This is a genomic window from Sphingomonas sp. (assembly GCF_032114135.1).
Classification (GTDB): domain Bacteria; phylum Pseudomonadota; class Alphaproteobacteria; order Sphingomonadales; family Sphingomonadaceae; genus Sphingomonas.
The window spans coordinates 88,656-103,486 of record NZ_DAMCTA010000001.1 but is presented as its reverse complement, the minus strand read 5'-3'; the positions used below and the strand labels follow the sequence as shown (position 1 = coordinate 103,486).

The 14,831-nt window shown below is 63.4% G+C and carries 26 protein-coding genes and 1 pseudogene; 12 read left to right on the top strand and 15 right to left on the bottom strand.

The window, feature by feature from the left end:
* Window positions 1–6: 6 nt before the first annotated feature.
* The 14 genes and pseudogenes from RT655_RS00515 to RT655_RS00450 all read right to left on the bottom strand — a co-directional run bounded on the left by RT655_RS00515 (window position 7) and on the right by RT655_RS00450 (window position 7,382).
* Complete coding sequence (locus tag RT655_RS00515; RefSeq protein ID WP_313536864.1) at window positions 7–195, bottom strand: hypothetical protein; 189 nt, start codon at window positions 193–195, stop codon at window positions 7–9.
* Between the two features lie 372 nt (window positions 196–567).
* A pseudogene (locus RT655_RS00510) lies at window positions 568–1,284 on the bottom strand (metallophosphoesterase); the annotation flags it as partial.
* Window positions 1,285–1,673: 389 nt separating this feature from the next.
* The gene (locus RT655_RS00505) at window positions 1,674–2,201 is read right to left on the bottom strand and encodes a hypothetical protein (RefSeq protein WP_313534369.1); all 528 of its coding nucleotides are present in this window, start codon (window positions 2,199–2,201) and stop codon (window positions 1,674–1,676) included.
* A 210-nt stretch (window positions 2,202–2,411) separates the two neighbouring features.
* Window positions 2,412–2,960, bottom strand: a complete 549-nt coding sequence (locus RT655_RS00500; RefSeq protein ID WP_313534368.1) for a hypothetical protein — start codon at window positions 2,958–2,960, stop codon at window positions 2,412–2,414.
* On the bottom strand, window positions 2,932–3,612 hold the full coding sequence (locus RT655_RS00495) for a hypothetical protein (protein WP_313534367.1): 681 nt from the start codon (window positions 3,610–3,612) through the stop codon (window positions 2,932–2,934). The genes RT655_RS00500 and RT655_RS00495 overlap by 29 nt, the downstream gene beginning before the upstream one ends.
* Window positions 3,613–3,615: 3 nt before the next feature.
* Window positions 3,616–3,966, bottom strand: a complete 351-nt coding sequence (locus RT655_RS00490) for a hypothetical protein (RefSeq protein ID WP_313534366.1) — start codon at window positions 3,964–3,966, stop codon at window positions 3,616–3,618.
* 66 nt (window positions 3,967–4,032) lie between these two features.
* Window positions 4,033–4,965, bottom strand: a complete 933-nt coding sequence (locus RT655_RS00485) for a DUF2303 family protein (protein WP_313534365.1) — start codon at window positions 4,963–4,965, stop codon at window positions 4,033–4,035.
* 20 nt (window positions 4,966–4,985) lie between these two features.
* Window positions 4,986–5,399 carry a hypothetical protein gene (locus tag RT655_RS00480; protein WP_141985811.1) on the bottom strand — a complete coding sequence of 138 codons (414 nt, stop codon included), beginning with the start codon at window positions 5,397–5,399 and terminating at the stop codon, window positions 4,986–4,988.
* Window positions 5,383–5,586, bottom strand: coding sequence for a hypothetical protein (locus RT655_RS00475; RefSeq protein ID WP_313534363.1), 204 nt, complete (start codon window positions 5,584–5,586; stop codon window positions 5,383–5,385). Before RT655_RS00475 ends, RT655_RS00480 begins: the two co-directional genes overlap by 17 nt.
* 11 nt (window positions 5,587–5,597) lie before the next feature.
* On the bottom strand, window positions 5,598–6,134 hold the full coding sequence (locus RT655_RS00470) for a hypothetical protein (RefSeq protein WP_313534361.1): 537 nt from the start codon (window positions 6,132–6,134) through the stop codon (window positions 5,598–5,600).
* Entirely contained in the window at window positions 6,127–6,393 is a 267-nt protein-coding gene (locus RT655_RS00465) for a hypothetical protein (protein WP_313534360.1), read from the bottom strand. Before RT655_RS00465 ends, RT655_RS00470 begins: the two co-directional genes overlap by 8 nt.
* Window positions 6,394–6,439: 46 nt before the next feature.
* The gene (locus tag RT655_RS00460; protein ID WP_313534359.1) at window positions 6,440–6,892 is read right to left on the bottom strand and encodes a hypothetical protein; all 453 of its coding nucleotides are present in this window, start codon (window positions 6,890–6,892) and stop codon (window positions 6,440–6,442) included.
* Window positions 6,889–7,146, bottom strand: coding sequence for a hypothetical protein (locus RT655_RS00455; protein ID WP_313534358.1), 258 nt, complete (start codon window positions 7,144–7,146; stop codon window positions 6,889–6,891). The genes RT655_RS00460 and RT655_RS00455 overlap by 4 nt, the downstream gene beginning before the upstream one ends.
* Window positions 7,143–7,382: a hypothetical protein gene (locus RT655_RS00450; RefSeq protein WP_313534357.1), complete on the bottom strand. Its 240-nt coding sequence runs from the start codon at window positions 7,380–7,382 to the stop codon at window positions 7,143–7,145. The genes RT655_RS00455 and RT655_RS00450 overlap by 4 nt, the downstream gene beginning before the upstream one ends.
* Before the next feature lie 75 nt (window positions 7,383–7,457).
* Here RT655_RS00450 and RT655_RS00445 point away from each other — a divergent pair, with 75 nt between their 5' ends.
* The 12 genes from RT655_RS00445 to RT655_RS00390 all read left to right on the top strand — a co-directional run bounded on the left by RT655_RS00445 (window position 7,458) and on the right by RT655_RS00390 (window position 13,824).
* A complete protein-coding gene (locus RT655_RS00445; RefSeq protein ID WP_313534356.1) occupies window positions 7,458–8,144 on the top strand; it encodes a S24 family peptidase in 687 nt (228 codons plus the stop codon).
* A gap of 98 nt (window positions 8,145–8,242) precedes the next feature.
* Window positions 8,243–8,413 (top strand): hypothetical protein, encoded by a 171-nt coding sequence (locus tag RT655_RS00440; protein WP_313534355.1) that lies wholly within the window; start codon window positions 8,243–8,245, stop codon window positions 8,411–8,413.
* Entirely contained in the window at window positions 8,403–8,771 is a 369-nt protein-coding gene (locus RT655_RS00435; RefSeq protein ID WP_313534354.1) for a hypothetical protein, read from the top strand. Before RT655_RS00440 ends, RT655_RS00435 begins: the two co-directional genes overlap by 11 nt.
* A gap of 7 nt (window positions 8,772–8,778) precedes the next feature.
* The gene (locus RT655_RS00430) at window positions 8,779–9,162 is read left to right on the top strand and encodes an HIRAN domain-containing protein (protein ID WP_313534353.1); all 384 of its coding nucleotides are present in this window, start codon (window positions 8,779–8,781) and stop codon (window positions 9,160–9,162) included.
* 91 nt (window positions 9,163–9,253) lie between these two features.
* Window positions 9,254–9,661, top strand: a complete 408-nt coding sequence (locus tag RT655_RS00425) for a hypothetical protein (protein ID WP_313534352.1) — start codon at window positions 9,254–9,256, stop codon at window positions 9,659–9,661.
* Complete coding sequence (locus RT655_RS00420; protein ID WP_313534350.1) at window positions 9,658–9,900, top strand: hypothetical protein; 243 nt, start codon at window positions 9,658–9,660, stop codon at window positions 9,898–9,900. Before RT655_RS00425 ends, RT655_RS00420 begins: the two co-directional genes overlap by 4 nt.
* A 142-nt stretch (window positions 9,901–10,042) precedes the next feature.
* Window positions 10,043–10,420 (top strand): hypothetical protein, encoded by a 378-nt coding sequence (locus RT655_RS00415; protein WP_313534348.1) that lies wholly within the window; start codon window positions 10,043–10,045, stop codon window positions 10,418–10,420.
* Between the two features lie 202 nt (window positions 10,421–10,622).
* Window positions 10,623–10,763 (top strand): hypothetical protein, encoded by a 141-nt coding sequence (locus RT655_RS00410; protein WP_313534347.1) that lies wholly within the window; start codon window positions 10,623–10,625, stop codon window positions 10,761–10,763.
* The gene (locus RT655_RS00405) at window positions 10,756–11,775 is read left to right on the top strand and encodes a phage Gp37/Gp68 family protein (protein WP_313534345.1); all 1,020 of its coding nucleotides are present in this window, start codon (window positions 10,756–10,758) and stop codon (window positions 11,773–11,775) included. The genes RT655_RS00410 and RT655_RS00405 overlap by 8 nt, the downstream gene beginning before the upstream one ends.
* Window positions 11,776–11,946: 171 nt before the next feature.
* Window positions 11,947–12,957, top strand: a complete 1,011-nt coding sequence (locus tag RT655_RS00400) for a hypothetical protein (RefSeq protein ID WP_313534344.1) — start codon at window positions 11,947–11,949, stop codon at window positions 12,955–12,957.
* Window positions 12,958–13,207: 250 nt separating this feature from the next.
* Window positions 13,208–13,609: a hypothetical protein gene (locus RT655_RS00395; protein ID WP_313534343.1), complete on the top strand. Its 402-nt coding sequence runs from the start codon at window positions 13,208–13,210 to the stop codon at window positions 13,607–13,609.
* Window positions 13,606–13,824, top strand: a complete 219-nt coding sequence (locus tag RT655_RS00390; RefSeq protein ID WP_313534342.1) for an AlpA family phage regulatory protein — start codon at window positions 13,606–13,608, stop codon at window positions 13,822–13,824. Before RT655_RS00395 ends, RT655_RS00390 begins: the two co-directional genes overlap by 4 nt.
* Here the strand turns inward: RT655_RS00390 and RT655_RS00385 are convergent.
* Window positions 13,789–14,790 carry a hypothetical protein gene (locus RT655_RS00385; RefSeq protein WP_313534340.1) on the bottom strand — a complete coding sequence of 334 codons (1,002 nt, stop codon included), beginning with the start codon at window positions 14,788–14,790 and terminating at the stop codon, window positions 13,789–13,791. The genes RT655_RS00390 and RT655_RS00385 overlap by 36 nt on opposite strands.
* Window positions 14,791–14,831 lie beyond the last annotated feature (41 nt).

Here is a 14,831-nt window from a genome sequence, read left to right as displayed (position 1 = left end):
AGTTGCTTAAGCCTTACCCTCCCGTTGGCTGATCATTCCATCCACCTCCCCCAGGCGCGCGGCTTCCTTGGCGCGATAAAGCGCCAACTTGAAGCGCTGAAAATCTGGCAGCCCCTTGTCAGCCTCGTCCGCTAGATCGAGATGCCCAACAATCTCATTCTTCTGAGATAAGGAGAGGCGAAAAAAACGGTTCATGATCGACCGCATCGTGAAGGGTGCCGCAGCCTGGGTCCTCGACGGAGCCGTCACACCGCTGGTCATGGTAACGACTGCCAGTGGCTCCGCCCCATTTGGACGTGGCACCGCCTTGATTGGCGGTAGCGCGATCCGGTTGCTATGGACGGGCGCGTTGTTAACATCCTCATAGGCTCGAAATTGCGGCGGCTCACCTTGCCATTCGCGCGCGTGTACGTCGACAACCATCGTGCGCGGTGACCCTGCCTCGATATGGATTTCGACAATATTATAGCCCGGTCGCCAGTTCGGTTCGGCGCGGTGCGGATTGACTGAGCCCGCGAACAGTTTCGCCCAGTCGCGGCCCATCATCACACGTTGATCATGCTCATGACCAAACAGCTGAATCTTGGCACAACCGTTCAATGCGCCCTCAATTTCCCGCTTGTCGAGCAGCCAGGATGGCGGATGATGAGCCATAGTCATGAAAGTAACATTGGTTGCCTGCGGCATGGTCCAGGCCCGTCGACCGAGGAACAGCGACTGCTCATCGTCCTGCAAACCTGACAGCAACGCCGAATTCATAGCGCGGAGCCGTAGCAGAGAGCCGTCATTGAGAACAAAATCGCGATCTAGCGCGAAATTCTCTTTGTCACCATAAAAGGAGCAGCCGTAGCGAACTGCGAATTCGTTATATTCCTGGAGCGGCGCGTAGAAGAGTTCGCGCGCTACGGGTTGCACCAGGCGGTCCATCAACGTTTTTTCGCGTTGATAAAGGTCTTTGCCGCGCCGGACCGCCTCTTGAGCGTCGGCTATCACGGGATTTTCGCGAATGACCTGCTGATCGATGTCGTGATTGCCCGGGCACAAATAGACCGATTCGCGAGCGCAGCCTGCAGCATCGCAAATCGCATCGAGCCACGAAGCGGCGCTCTCATACTCGTTCTTCTTGCCAGCGAAAGCGATGTCGCCCGAGACCAGCACCGCGTCGGCGGCACCTAGCCGACCACACTGGGTTTCAACATCCAGCCGCATCTCGTTGCGAATATATTCGTCCGGATCGAAACCGATATTCGCAATGCGATTGCTGAAATGGATATCAGAAAGGTGGACGAACCTGAGTTTGCGAGCCGCTTAGGACATTTGCCTCGCATGCCAAAAGCATATCAGTCTGTCGAGCGCTTCCCACTCGCAATCGCCGTTTCAAACGTTAATTCGCCTGCGGAACTCAAGCGCCCGAGACACTTTATCTTCGGTCGCCAGCCTCCGAGTAGAGCGGCTTCTTGACAGACAATTGAAACGGCAAACCATGGTTCGTCCAGTCTCCGATACGTTCCTCGCCTTCTCGAAATCAGTTGACCTCCAAATGGTCGATGCAAATCATTTTGCGGCTGCATTCTCGCAGATGCCAAATGACCGCTACTGGCCGGAACTGCCGCTTGATGAGTCGCGGGGGAACAGCAGAAATGTCCCACCCTCCGACTTTGCGGCCGCGCTGCTCAAGCAGCGAGCCCGGGAAGGCTGTTCCCGTTCTGTGTCAATGTCGGAACCAGTTGCCAGGCCTCGATCGCAACGGGGAACATGCCACCGAAGTCGACAAGCGCGGAAGCGCCCCGCGCCTCCACGATGCGGCCGATAAGCCCTTCGAACGCGGCCATATTGGTGACGTTGACCTCCGATCCTGCTGACAGATCCTTCACCTCTTTGCGCAGAGCCTTACGCTTCTCCTTTGCCGTCCGCAGTTGCTCGGCGCGGGCAAGCCTCTCAGCCTCGTGTGCCTCGGCGGCCAGCTGCTCGGCATGCTCCACCGCGGCACCTTCCTCCGCAGTGCGGAGGCCCGCGATGCTGGCGTCGCGCACAAGGGGCACGCGCCCCGCACGATGGAATATGGAAAAGCTGGGATGCCGCTTTGGCTCCGCGACGGACGCTCGCACGAGATCGTCGATCTGCGGGGACCGAGCGAAGACGAAACCGGGCAGGATGGGCACATCAAAGTCGACCAGCTTGCGCCGCTGGCCCATCACCAAGCACCGCCCCTGCCCCGGCGCCGGCCGGCGGATCGTACGCACGGGCGTCCACACCTCGAACCCCACCGCGGCAAGCGAACGCGCAAGCGGCACCGTTCGGCCGCCACTCGTCCGCAGAATGCACCAGGTGCCAGCCGTGCCCATCGTCCCGCTCATCTCAACCACCCCAATACTCCCAACCCGCACACAAATCACGCTTTGTTCTCATCCTCACGCGGCGCGCTGCTCCGGCGGCGCCGCCCTCTCGGCCGCAATGACGCGGTCCAGCTGCTCTTGGGTGATGTACCCCAGCCCCAGCCCCATCCGGCGCAGATGGGCGCTCATTTTCCGGACCTGCTCGTCGGTGACAGGCTCGCATGGCTCTTCCACCGTCTCGCGCTTGCCGTTCCGCAGGATGTAGCGAGCCACGTTGATCGCGTGCTGCTCCGGGCTGACATATGCCCGCAGGCGCTCCTCGATCTGGTGCACCGTCGGGAACCAGTCGAGCTCTTTGAGGCAGCGGCGGCAGGCGTAGGCGAGCGCCACCTCGTCGCACCCGCCGAGCGCTGACACATAGGCATTCAGCTTGAGGCGACCGGCGATCTCGTTCGTCGCCTGCGACGGCATCGCAGCCGAGAGCGCACCGATAGATTGCCGGATGGTGCGCTCCTCGGCGGGCTTCCACGGCGCCACGGCCTTCGCGATCGGCTCGATCAGGGCAATGTCGCCCGCGCTGAACACGGCACCGGCCTCAGTGGCGCGGGCCAAAACGATCCGCACGCTCGGCGTCAATGACGGCATCGAGCAGGCCGTTGCTGCCGGAGCGAGCGCGGTGTTGGCGGTGGTTTGCTGGTCGGTGCCCATTGCTTTGGTCCTCGTATTCGGTTGGATCGACGATCGTGCCCCAGCCCTTCTCGGCTGACTTCTCGACGAGCCGGCCGGGTGGCCACTCGGCCGTCGCGAACTGGGCGAGCAGCTTGAGCTGGCCGCGGTAGGCGGTTTCGGTGTCGGTCAGCCGCCGCTTGCGTCGGTTGGCTCGAAAGTCCTGCCAGTGCTGGGGGTCCACGCCGTCGGGGCAAGCCCAGGCTCGGGGCGTCGCAGGCGCATCGGGCGCGGGCCCCTCGTGTGTGTGCGGGGTGGGGGTTAATTTTTGGGGGTGTGGGGGGCTTTTATTGGGGGAGGGGTCAAGCGTAACGAGAGCGTCACGCGTTACGGTTTGTGACGCTCCGTTACGCTCCGCGTTACGCTCGGCCAGCCGCTCCCGATACCGTGCCTGGCGGCGGGCGTTAACCGAGCGGGTGTCTTCCGCCGGGCGTTCGGCAGCGATCTGGGCCAGCGCAACAGCTTCCATCTCGGCGACTGCACGCACGAGGTCGTCGCCGGAAACGCCGGCTGCAATGAGATGCTTCAGGGCGGTGGCGATCACGCTCATGCTTCAGGCGATCTCGATCGAGACGAGCACCCGCCCGCCCTTCACCGGCTCAGCCATGATCGGCCGCTGCAGGCGGAACAGCTTGTCGTCGACGCCAAGCGCGCCGGCGATACCGTCGAGGTATGCCTTCAGGCCGGCGATCGCGTTGTCCTCGTCGGGCGCGTTGCGCATGGGCGGGTGGAAGGTGAGCGTCACCGCGAGCGGGGCGTCCTTGGGGAAGCGCGGGCGCCCTGCAAGGATCACTGCCTCGCCGCCAACACGCTTCGCCTTCTTCTTCGCCTTGTGAACGGCCATGTGATGCCCGCGCCCGTTGGGGCTGAGAATGCGGGGCGGCCACGGAAGCTCTGCGATCATCTATTGCGATACTCGTGCGGGTGGTCGGCTTGCGCCGCCAGGCGAACCCGGCGGCGCGATCGTTGCTCAGGCTTCAGGCTTGCCGACGAACACCGGCAGCGCAGTCTCGACGCGGACGCGCTCGAGCGACTCGCTGAAGGCGTGGTCGAAGGTGCGGTCGGTGCGCCACAGCTCGAACCAGAAGGTCAGGCGCCCCTGAGCAGCCCGGTAGCGGAGCCGGGCGGCGAGCCGGTACAGCGGCCCATTGCGGAACACCGGGATGGCGATCAGGAACAGCGAGGGCACCTTGAGCGGCGCGCCATGCTCGTCGGTGTGCCGCGCCTGGAAGCGCACGACGCCCTCCCCGCTCGACAGGTTCACCGCTTCCTGCACGATCGCCTCGTCATTCACCTGCAGGCCGCGGGCGAGTTCCATCAGCTTGTTCGGCGTGGCGATAGTTTCCGGCCCCCCCAAGGTGTCGACCAGCCGCTGCAGATCCTCGGGGAGCGTGTCCTCGCCGGGGATCAGGTACAACACGTCGATGATGCGGTTCTCGAGGAAGGCCGCGAACTCGGCCATCGTCATCTTCTCGTCGTTCGCCTGGGCCCAAGCTTTCCACTCGTCGGAGAGCGGGAACTCGAAGATGGAGCGGTGCTTGCCGAAGCGCGGGTCCGCCTCAGCGCCGTCGCGGTGATAGTCGAGCACGGCGGTAAGCGACGGCTTCACCCGATCGTCATTCGCGAAGACGACGGAATCGGTATCCTTGAACCGGTTGACGTGGGCGATCAGGCTGTCGAGCGAGAGCATCACGGCGGTGCCGTGCCGGAAGCGCGGCGCAGCGCGGTACGGATCGAAGATCTTCGGATCGAGCGGCGTCACGCTGTTGCCGGACTGGACGACAAGCGCCTCGACGTCGGAGGCGGGATCCTTGACCGGGTACACGTCGGCTTTGACGTAGTCCTCTACCAAGGTGCGGACATGCTGAACGAACTCGCCGCCCGAGGTTGTTGCGTAATCCATGTTGGTTCCTCTCTAGAAGATCAGGCGTCGCGGAAGCCGCCGGCTCCGCCGACTTCGCGGACGCCGAACAGGTGGCCCTGCGCGGGATTGCTGGGGGTGAAGCGCATGTCTTCGGTGGTCCACATGACCGACTTCGGACGCTTGGCGACCGGCAGGTCGACCTTGTGCTTCGCGGCGATGCTGAACACGCGCCCTTCGAGGGCGAAGTCGAAGGTCAGCGTCAGCTTGCCCTTGGACTTGCCGCCGCTGTCGATGGCAGCGTTCGCCATCTCTCCGGCGAGGCTCTTCATCACTTCGGTCAGCTCGGCATCGAACTGGCCGTCTTCGAGGAACCGGACGAAGTCCCCGAAGGTGTTGGCGGCGGGCGGCATGCGGCCCCCGTCGGCGGGAGGGATCGGCGGGAGTGCCGTTCCTCGTTCAGGCGTGGTGTTCACGGTGTTCTCCTTTCACGGGCTTGAGAGCGGTGACGCGGTTGTGGAACTTGGTGGCCTCGCCCTTCCGGGCGGCAGTCTGGCGCGCGGCGCGAGCGCGGCGGCGCTCGGCGAGCGCCCGATCGAGGTCGCGAGACAGCCGGGCGCGCTGAAGCCACAGCGACAGGCGGCGGGCGGCTTCGATGATCACGGCGCGGGGCATCAGTACGCGTCCCGCTGCTGGCGCTCGTGGCGGAGTTGACCCTGCAGGATGTGGTTCGCGACGACACGCTTGCCGTGCTCGACGGTGCCGGGGATCTCTGCCTCGATGATCCGGCGCGCCTCGGCCGCGCTCAGTCGCTGGCTGGCGCATAGCTGGCGGTATCGGTCGCGCAGCTCAGGCGGGCACCAACCGAGGAGGCGCTCGGTGCGGGCCGCGCCAGCCTTGCGCTTCGCCTCCGGGCTGTTGGAGCGCGCGAGCACGTCCGGCCGGGCGAGCACCTCGCGTGCGATCCGCAAACCGTGCTGGCGCCGCTGCTCGCGATGCTCGGGCGGCATGTTGCGGTTGTACTCGGCGAAGTTGGCCGCGCAGCGCTCGCGGACGCCGGGCTGGGCGTGATAGCGCTTGATGCCTGCCTTGCGCTTCGCCGTCAGCTCGGGCGAGGCGTTGATGAAACGCGCCGAGCAAGGCTTGCATCGGCCGGTCTTCGACTGGCGGGAGATCGGCGACGAGCAGTCGCGGCAGATCAGGTCAGCCATGGGCCACCTCGGCGACGCCGACGCGCGCGGCAACGGGGATGAAAACGAACCCGTCGATCGCGTGGTGGATGGGGGAAATCTGCTCCGGCTCCATGCGCCAGACACCGTCGACGCACGGCAGCGGGCCGCAGTCGGCCCAGACCTCGGCGACGGTGCGGTGGGAACGGAACGGATACCGCTCCCCTACCCCGGCTTCAGCGCGCAAAGATGCGCTCGCGGACGCTGCCTGGGCAGCCGCCGCGCCATTCTTGGCGATCATGGTGCACTCCTTCAGCCGGGCGGCGCCGGCGGGTTATCCTTCGGTGTCAGGCGACTTTGCTGGCGCGGTCGCAGAAGCCGGCCGCGCTGTGGCGAATGTCTTCGATCTCCCCGGGCACCAGGCGTACGCCGCCGGCGCTCTCGGGGTGGCGATAGCGGACGTACTTCTGCAGGACGTCGAGAGCCGAGATCGCGAGGTCGTCGATGTCCGCCTCGTCGGGTTCCGCGTCGCAGACGGTCTTCGCCGCCGGCTCGAACAAGAGGCTGAGCAGCTCGTTCGGGAAGCCCTTCGCGCCAGCGATGAGAACGGCGCCCTCGATCGGCATCGAGGTGCCCTCCTCCCACGACTTCAGCGTCGACAGCGGAATGCCCGTTTCGAGGTGCAGGATCTTCCGGCTGAACCCGTGCTTCCGATAAGCCAGATCAAACATCCGCATCTGCGCCGCGTTGACCGACTGCGAAATCTCGCCATCGCTCCAAGAGATTCTGCGATCGGTCATCGTGTACCGCCTTCGAAATGAACAGAGGGAACGACATCATGGACGGGAACGACGGGCGCGGACGCCAGGGAGGGGATATCCGCGCCCGCTCCCGACGCGCCATCGGCGACCAGGGGGGCATCGCCGACGGCCGAGAGGCCGCAATTTTGGAATTGGCAGGACTGCGCTTCGGGGTGCCAACCGCCGACGCCGCATCGGGTGCAGGTGGAGGCGAACCGGGCGCGCAGTCCGCTGTCGTTGTCGAGCATGATCATGCCGCCTGCGCCTCGTCGCGCACAGCTGCGGCAGCAGCAAGCGCCTCAAAGGAAACCTCATGTCCGAGCTCGTTCCCGATGGCAGCGATGTGCGCCCAATACTTTGCGGGGATGACCCGGCCGCTGAGCGACCAAGACCGGACGGTCACATCAGCGACGGTTACGCCGCGGGACCGGAGCGCATCTGCAAGTGCCTTCGCGCCGCCTAACGCCTTGATTGTCGCGATATGATTCATAGCCCGAGCGTGCTACCAAACATAGCGCTACGTAGCAACATGATTTGTAGCGCCATTGCGTGCAACGAACTCTCCATGCCCGATGGTCTAGATTTCCCGCACGAGCGGCTTGCGTGGGCGCGACAACGCGCTGGTTTTCCGGATAAGGCGGAGTTTGCGCGGGCTGTCGGCGTAAACGCGACGACGTATCGCGCTTATGAGAATGGGCAGAACGGCTTTGCGAAACTGGCGGCTCAGTTCGCCAAGAAGCTCGGGGTTAGCGCGGAGTGGCTCTTAGAGGGAGGCCCACCGCCAACCGGCCCCATAGAGGTGGCCGATGTGCCGCCGGCTATGCTGGCAACCGCCGATGACGGCACGGTGGAACTTCAGCGCCTGGATTTATCCCTATCCATGGGTTCTGGCACGCTCATCGACGACTATGTCGAAGCCGAGCCGGTGCGATTCGACCCGTCGTTCGTTCGGCTGATCACCCGCGCGCCTTATCACCGCCTAAAGCTGGTCACTGGCATTGGCGACAGCATGTATCCGACCCTGAACTGGGGCGACACGATCATGATCGACACGACAGATCGGGCGCTCGCGAAGCAGGACGCGATCTACTGGATCTCCGTCTACGGCGCGTCTGGGCTCAAGCGGCTGCGGGCGATCGGGAAAGGACGGGTGCTGGTGGTGTCCGATAACCCGTCGGTGCCTGATCAGGAAGTGGACGCTGAGGACCTGCGTATCGAGGGTCGGGCAGTGTGGTTCGCGAGGGGGCTTTGATGGAAGGATCTGTGCTCGATCGGGTCGAGGAGCTTGAGCGAAAGTTGCGGATACTAGATACGCAGCATAAAATGACAGTCCTTGCAATCCGAGTGATAGTGTCCGACCTTGCGCTAGCGGATCGCACGCTTTTACTGGCCGCCCTTCATGCGCTTACGAATGACGGCAAAGAGGCTTTGAACGAACTGATCAAAGTCGGAGCCCTCATCGATGCGGCAGAGAAGATGGCTCAAGAGCATAAAGACTTGGTGGTTCCACATGCAGATTGATGAAGCGCAAGCCGAGCGACTTATTTCCGACATTAGGTCGCAGATTGCGCTTCGTGCAGCGCAAGTCGCGATTGAGGGCGGTGGAGGGGGATTGCCTCCTACTCCTCCCTTGAACCGCGGCGGGGGCGGTGGCACATTCGACCCCATGGAGCCCCGCGTTGCCAAACTCGAAGCGCATATGGAGAATGTCCGCGCTGAGCTGGGCAAGCTTTCGACGGTCCCTGCCGATCTTGCAACGCTGAAGGAGAGGGTTGCGCACCTTCCGAGCAAGGGGTTTATCGTCGGCACGACACTGACGTCGATGACTGGTATCGTCGCAGCGCTCGGCCTTCTCAAGGCGCTGGGCATTCTGCACTAATTTTCAATTGCGGTCCCTCTCCCTCGCCATCGTCGGCGCCGATCACCCAAATAAGCGTGGCCCCACTCGCCGTTTCGAGATCGCCATGTGCATCCCTGGCGAGCCGACAGAGCTGCGCCCGGAGCCGAACAACCCGGCTGACCCGCAGGCGGTCGCTGTATATAGCGCCCGTGGTATTCAGATCGGCTATCTCACCGCCGAGCGCGCGCCGTGGATCGGCAGCATGATCCGCAACGGGCGTGAAATGGAGACCATCTTCCAAGCTCCGACACCGTACGGCGCAGTTGTGCGGCTGGCATTTGACGGCAAGCGGCCGGCGTTGCCGCCCGCGCTTGAGCTCGAGCAAGATGTAGACTGGGATGGCGTCGATCCTGTATACGACGACGACTAAGGGCAAAAGCACGCTACATTTCATGTTGACATGCTACAAAACGTAGCGGATAGATAGCGCCATCGCAGCATTCTGCTGCGCGGAGCTATCGATGCAACAGCATCCCTTACTCAGCGACCCAGACGTCCTGCAGGCAGTCGACGACTTCCGCGACGCCGTTCTGGCGATCCGCGCAATCACCCGGCCGCTCGTCGGGATGGCGCTCGACGATCCGCGCCGTGCGCCCATCGGCACCCGCGTGCAGCAGCACATCGACGGCATCGACCTGCGCGCCGGGCGCCTCGGCATGTCCGGCCTGGTGCTGTTCGAGCTGATCAACATGGCGCTCGATGCCGAGCGCGTGGTCGGCGATGGCCCGTGGTTCGTGTCGCTGTTCCGCCGCGGCGCGCCGGGCGTGACGGACTATCGTTTCACCGATCAGGCGGGGGCCGCGTCGTTTGCGCATTCGTGCCGCCGCGACGGCGGGCGGATCGTCACAAACGCGCAGGTGGCGGCATGAGTACGATCCCTGCGGCATTTCCGAACTCGCACGACAACGGCTGGCAGTCGGGAATGACGCTGCGCGACTACTTCGCGGGGCAGGTCATGGCGGCCGTCGCCGCCGATCTCGCGCAAGATCGCAATCCAATCGATCCGGCAGACCTGCCTTGGCTTACCGCAAAGGGGGCATACCTCTACGCCGACGCCATGCTCGCCGAGCGCGCCAAGGGCAACAGCCAGGTGGGCGGTGCGCAGTGAGGCCCGCCCCCGCCCGCCTCCGCGCCAGCGAGCGCCCGGAACAGACCCGCCGCTGGGGTGGCGTTTGGATCGCCGCCGATCGCCGCGCACCATTCAAGGTTGAGCAGAGCCGGGAGCGCCGCGCGCGCCGCTGGTGGCAGCTGTGACCTTCCCCCGGCAGCCCGCGCAGATGGTGGTCACCCCGTCGAACCAGAGCCCATGGGTCGGCTGGCTTAATGCGCCAGGCGATCGCTTCACCCGCGCACAGCTGGGCGCGATGAAGGCGAACGACATCGATCCCGACACACACGAGCGGTTCATCACCGTCTTCCGCGAAGCGACCACGCGCGAAATGTGGTGGGCCCGCGGTGATGCGCCGCCGGTGTTCCAGTTCGATTGCCCTGTGATGTCGCAAACGCCGGACGGCCGCCTGCGGGTGATCGCGCCCAGCGGCGACGTGAAGATCGTCCTGTCGAACGGCTGGGTGAAGACCCCCAGCTATCTCAACCGCCACCTCCTGACCAAAGGGGAAGCCCAGTGAGGATCTCCTCCTCCGGTGCCGTCTGCTGTCTAGGCGCGGCCCTGCTCGCCAGCATGCTCTTCCGGTGCGTCGTCGCGGCGCACCTCCCCCGATCCCCCGAGGTGGCCTCCGCTACCCCCCTCGTGGTCGCAAGCAGCGCACAAGCGCGCACCCTCGCTCCGGCCGCGGAGGCCGGCCGGAGCACCTATCCCGGCATTGATCGATGACCCGCCGCCGCCTGACGCTGGCGAGCCGCATCATCCTGGCCGGCATCGTCCTTTTCTACCTGCTGCTGGCCGCGCTCATGATCGCGGATGCCTGCGGCGTGACCACCCTCCCAGAGGAAACCTTTGCCCATGGCTGAGAACACGAAAATCGAGTGGGCCCACCACACCTTCAACCCATGGATCGGTTGCACCAAGGTCGGGCCGGGCTGCGATCACTGCTACGCCGAGGCGCTCGCGACTGCTCGCCTGGGCGCGGTATGGGGCAACGAGGGCGAGCGCCGCCGCACCGCGCCGTCGACGTGGAAGCAGCCGCGCCGCTGGAACAACCGGGCGGCCGCGAGCGGCGTGCGGGAGCGCGTCTTCTGCGCCAGCCTGGCGGACGTGTTCGACAATCGCGCGGATCCTGCCGTGCGCGCCGAGCTGTTCCAGCTGATCCGCGAGACGCCCCAGCTCGACTGGCTGCTGGTGACGAAGCGCATCGGCAACGCCGCGGCGATGGCCGAGGCCGCTGGCGGCATGCCGGACAACGTCTGGCTGGGCGCGACGATCGTGAACCAGGCGGAAGCGGACCGCGATATCCCGACGCTGCTGGCAACGCCGGCCAGCGTCCGCTTCCTGTCGATGGAGCCGCTGCTCGGTCCGGTCGACCTCGAGATCGCATGGGAGGGCGAGAATGCTCTCTATTCGGAATGCTGGGGCGAGTGCGTTTGGTGCGTCAACGGCCACCCGCCGCTGCACAACTGCGCCAAGAATCGGCAGAGCGAGGCGGACTGGATGAAAGCCCGGTCCGGTCTCGACTGGATCATCGTCGGCGGCGAGAGCGGGCCAGGCGCTCGCCCGATGCATCCGGATTGGGTCCGCCAGTTGCAGCGGCAATGCGAAGATGCCGGCGTGCCGTTCCTATTCAAGCAGTGGGGCGAGTGGAGGGCGAGCTATCGCCACCCCGCCGAGACACCGGGCAAGTTCGCCATGATGGCCTGCGATCAGGGCGGTTGGACCCATACCAACGCGGTCATGCTGGATCACTACCCGCGTCGGTTTAGCGCTTTCGGTTCGGTGGTGCTCGAGCGGGTCGGCAAGGCCACCGCCGGCCGCAAGCTCGACGGCGTCGAACACACTGCGTTCCCCGGCGAGGTGGCCCATGGCTGACACGATCGACCTGGCGAACGAGCTCAACGAGCAGCACCTCGAGCGCAGCCTGCGGGCGGCGCGGCAGCCGATCCCCGTCGGCGCGCCGGGCGAGTGCGAGAAGTGCGGCGACGATAGCCCTCGGCGAGTCCGTGGCCGCTGCGCGCCCTGCCGCGATGGGAGGCCTCGCACTTGAGCATTACCCTCGCTACTCGCGCCGCACCAATCAGCGGGCCCCTGCCTGGCCGTCAGCTCCGCACCTTGGGCATGGGGCTAGGGCTTCAATCAACGGTGCTGCATCTCATGGCGGCGCACGGAGAGATCGAGCCGTTCGACTACGTCATCTGTTCGGATACACACCGCGAGACGCGCGCTGTGTACGAACACCTGCGCTGGCTGCAGTCGCCCAACATGGGCCTTCCGCCGATCACCATGGTCACGGCGGGCGATCTTGGAGCCGATACGCTCGCATCCGCCGGCACCTGGTCAGGCCTAGGCGGCGCGGCCGCGGATAGATCGACCTGGCTGCAAGCTTCGCGCGTCGCGAACCCGCCTTTCTTCACGCGCGGCCCTCGAACGGTGAAAAAATCGGTGCTTGTGGAAGCAATGCCTCTTTTGGGCCTGCCAGGGCAGACGGTCGAGCTGATCGTCGAGCGGCACACGGATCGAGAGACGTTCGGCATCCTGCGTCGAAAATGCACCAAGGAATACAAGATCGAACCGGTGACGGCGGAGATCCGACGTATCCTTGGTCTTGCGCCAGGAGAGCGGGGGCCAAGCGTGCCGATCGTCGAGCACTCGATGGGCCTAACGACGGACGAGCTTGAGCGCTTGCCGAGCTCGAGCGCTAGCCCGCCCTTCATATATCTGCGCAATCCCCTGATCGAAAAGCGCATGAGCCGCGGCGACTGCGACCAATGGCGTCGCCGGCGCGGCTATCCACCATTCCCGAAAAGCCGGTGCTATTTCTGCCCGTTTCAGGACGACAGCCTTTGGCGCGAGATGAAGGATGAATCGCCGGACGAGTTCGAGGAGGCCTGCCGATTCGACGAAGCGATCCGCAACGGCATCCGCGGCACGACGACACAGCTGTTCCTGCACTCTCTGCGGATCCCGCTCCGAGAAGTCGACTTCACCCGGCCGAACGGACTGTGGTCGGTGGAAGGGTTGAGAAACGAGTGCGAGGGAGTGTGCGGAATATGACCTGTCAGCACGTCAGCATGCCGGGCGGCGGCTCCGCGATCGTCTGCACCCAGACGCTTCGCTGCAAATGCCGGCGCCGAGCGCCGCTGCTCTGCGATTGGAAGGTGCCGGGGAAGCGTTCCGGCACCTGCGATACCCCGATATGCGCGCGGTGCGCCACGACGCCGCAACCGGGCAAGGATCTCTGCTTGAAGCACGCGGAGGCGTTCAAGGCATGGCAGGCGGGCCGCGGGATGGTAGGGAACAAAGCATGATCAGCATCCTCCTCGCCGCCGCCCTGTCGGGCTCCACCTTCACCTGCACTGTCACCCGCGTCCACGACGGCGACGGGCCGCTCTGGTGCGCCGAGGGTCCGAAGGTGCGGATCGCAGGCGTCCAGGCGCCCGACTTCGAATCGGCCGAGCCCTGCCGCCAGCGCCGCGCTGGGTATGTGTGCAGCGATGCGCGCGCCCGGGCGAGCCAACGCACCGTGTCCGCGCTGGTGCTGCGCCGCCGGCTTACCTGCCAGGCGCTCGAGCCCAGCTACAATCGCGTTGTCGCCCGCTGCCGCCTGCCGGACGGGCGTGACCTATCCTGCGCGGTACTGGCCACCGGCGCGGCGACGCGCTGGGACCGGTACTGGCGCCGCTACAGAATGGGACGCTGCTCATGAACGTCGACCGCGCCACCGACAGCTTGCTCCGGATCGGGAATGTGCGCCGCCGTACCGGTCTGTCTACGGCAACGATATACCGCCGCGAAGCGGCCGGCACCTTCCCACGCAAGATCAGATTATCGTCGAAATGCGTTCGATGGTACGAGTCTGACATTGGGCGCTTTATAGCCGATCCGTCACAATATAAACACCAATCTCAGCCCAAAGATTAAATCGCTAAGATCAGATTTATTGTAAATCGCAATCAATCTTCCCATGAAAACGCTGAACAAATTTTTTGCTTTGAAAGGTAGAATCCTTAACTTGATTTTACAATCAAGATCGGTAATCGCTCTTCCGCCATCTTCAAATGCCACAAGATAGTGGTCTGATAGCTTCCTAATAATGCGATATTCTTCATTGGGTATAGTCGACTTATCAGCCCTCTCAGCCTTATCGGGTTTATCGACTACACATCGCAAAAAGTGCTCCATTTTCGCATAGGAATACAGTCTATCATCTTGACCTCTATCCATTCCAATGCCCATGAGAACAGTCGCGTAACTCATAAAAAATAGTACAAGCGCGGCGATTAAATAGCGCTTACTAAGATATTGAATATTAAGGAGCACAGCCGGCGCCACCAACACCAACATGATCGTAGCAAACAAAAGGTGAGGGACTTCAAAGCCGTGCTCCACGAGGAATAATCGACCAACCTTGCCAATTAAAAATATTACTATCACATAAAAAACGGATAAGAATACAGAAGCGGATAGCCGGATATTTCTTGGGGGCCTTGGTGGCAACAATAGACTTTGCTGCCTAAAAAATATTGCGAAGAGCCCATTAAGCTCTAAAAATATATGCCCTAAAGACATAAGACAAATTGACATGAGGATCGAGTAGAAATATACTCGAGGCATCTCCGATATTGAAATTGTTACGATGTCTGCAGCGGTGAATACATTAGACATTCGACCGCCAAATCCTTTGCCATACGCACAAAGAAATAAAGACGCCCCCAAGACGTGAGCGAGCGGCAATCCTACGAAGGCGAGACTTAAGGCTTCATTTAACGAAATCACCTTTCGATTCTCGCTAGGTTTTTCTCCCATATCCCCCCCCAATGGATCATAGCTTTCGTACCGATAAGGCCATCGCCCAATGGCGATGTTGGCGTCGGCAGAAAACTGCATACGCTAAAGTTCGAGCCTGTCTCCATATCGCGAATGCCTGC

Excerpts from the sequence above, each read along its gene's own strand:
- RT655_RS00515 (WP_313536864.1), bottom strand. The coding sequence starts at position 195 with ATGAACCGTTTTTTTCGCCTCTCCTTATCTCAGAAGAATGAGATTGTT.
- RT655_RS00410 (WP_313534347.1), top strand. The coding sequence starts at position 10,623 with ATGACCCGCCGCCGCCTGACGCTGGCGAGCCGCATCATCCTGGCCGGC.
- RT655_RS00495 (WP_313534367.1), bottom strand. The coding sequence starts at position 3,612 with ATGAGCGTGATCGCCACCGCCCTGAAGCATCTCATTGCAGCCGGCGTT.
- RT655_RS00405 (WP_313534345.1), top strand. The coding sequence starts at position 10,756 with ATGGCTGAGAACACGAAAATCGAGTGGGCCCACCACACCTTCAACCCA.
- RT655_RS00490 (WP_313534366.1), bottom strand. The coding sequence starts at position 3,966 with ATGATCGCAGAGCTTCCGTGGCCGCCCCGCATTCTCAGCCCCAACGGG.
- RT655_RS00445 (WP_313534356.1), top strand. The coding sequence starts at position 7,458 with ATGCCCGATGGTCTAGATTTCCCGCACGAGCGGCTTGCGTGGGCGCGA.
- RT655_RS00460 (WP_313534359.1), bottom strand. The coding sequence starts at position 6,892 with ATGACCGATCGCAGAATCTCTTGGAGCGATGGCGAGATTTCGCAGTCG.
- RT655_RS00470 (WP_313534361.1), bottom strand. The coding sequence starts at position 6,134 with ATGGCTGACCTGATCTGCCGCGACTGCTCGTCGCCGATCTCCCGCCAG.
- RT655_RS00385 (WP_313534340.1), bottom strand. The coding sequence starts at position 14,790 with ATGCAGTTTTCTGCCGACGCCAACATCGCCATTGGGCGATGGCCTTAT.
- RT655_RS00420 (WP_313534350.1), top strand. The coding sequence starts at position 9,658 with ATGAGTACGATCCCTGCGGCATTTCCGAACTCGCACGACAACGGCTGG.
- RT655_RS00395 (WP_313534343.1), top strand. The coding sequence starts at position 13,208 with ATGATCAGCATCCTCCTCGCCGCCGCCCTGTCGGGCTCCACCTTCACC.
- RT655_RS00455 (WP_313534358.1), bottom strand. The coding sequence starts at position 7,146 with ATGATCATGCTCGACAACGACAGCGGACTGCGCGCCCGGTTCGCCTCC.
- RT655_RS00465 (WP_313534360.1), bottom strand. The coding sequence starts at position 6,393 with ATGATCGCCAAGAATGGCGCGGCGGCTGCCCAGGCAGCGTCCGCGAGC.
- RT655_RS00485 (WP_313534365.1), bottom strand. The coding sequence starts at position 4,965 with ATGGATTACGCAACAACCTCGGGCGGCGAGTTCGTTCAGCATGTCCGC.
- RT655_RS00450 (WP_313534357.1), bottom strand. The coding sequence starts at position 7,382 with ATGAATCATATCGCGACAATCAAGGCGTTAGGCGGCGCGAAGGCACTT.
- RT655_RS00425 (WP_313534352.1), top strand. The coding sequence starts at position 9,254 with ATGCAACAGCATCCCTTACTCAGCGACCCAGACGTCCTGCAGGCAGTC.
- RT655_RS00390 (WP_313534342.1), top strand. The coding sequence starts at position 13,606 with ATGAACGTCGACCGCGCCACCGACAGCTTGCTCCGGATCGGGAATGTG.
- RT655_RS00435 (WP_313534354.1), top strand. The coding sequence starts at position 8,403 with ATGCAGATTGATGAAGCGCAAGCCGAGCGACTTATTTCCGACATTAGG.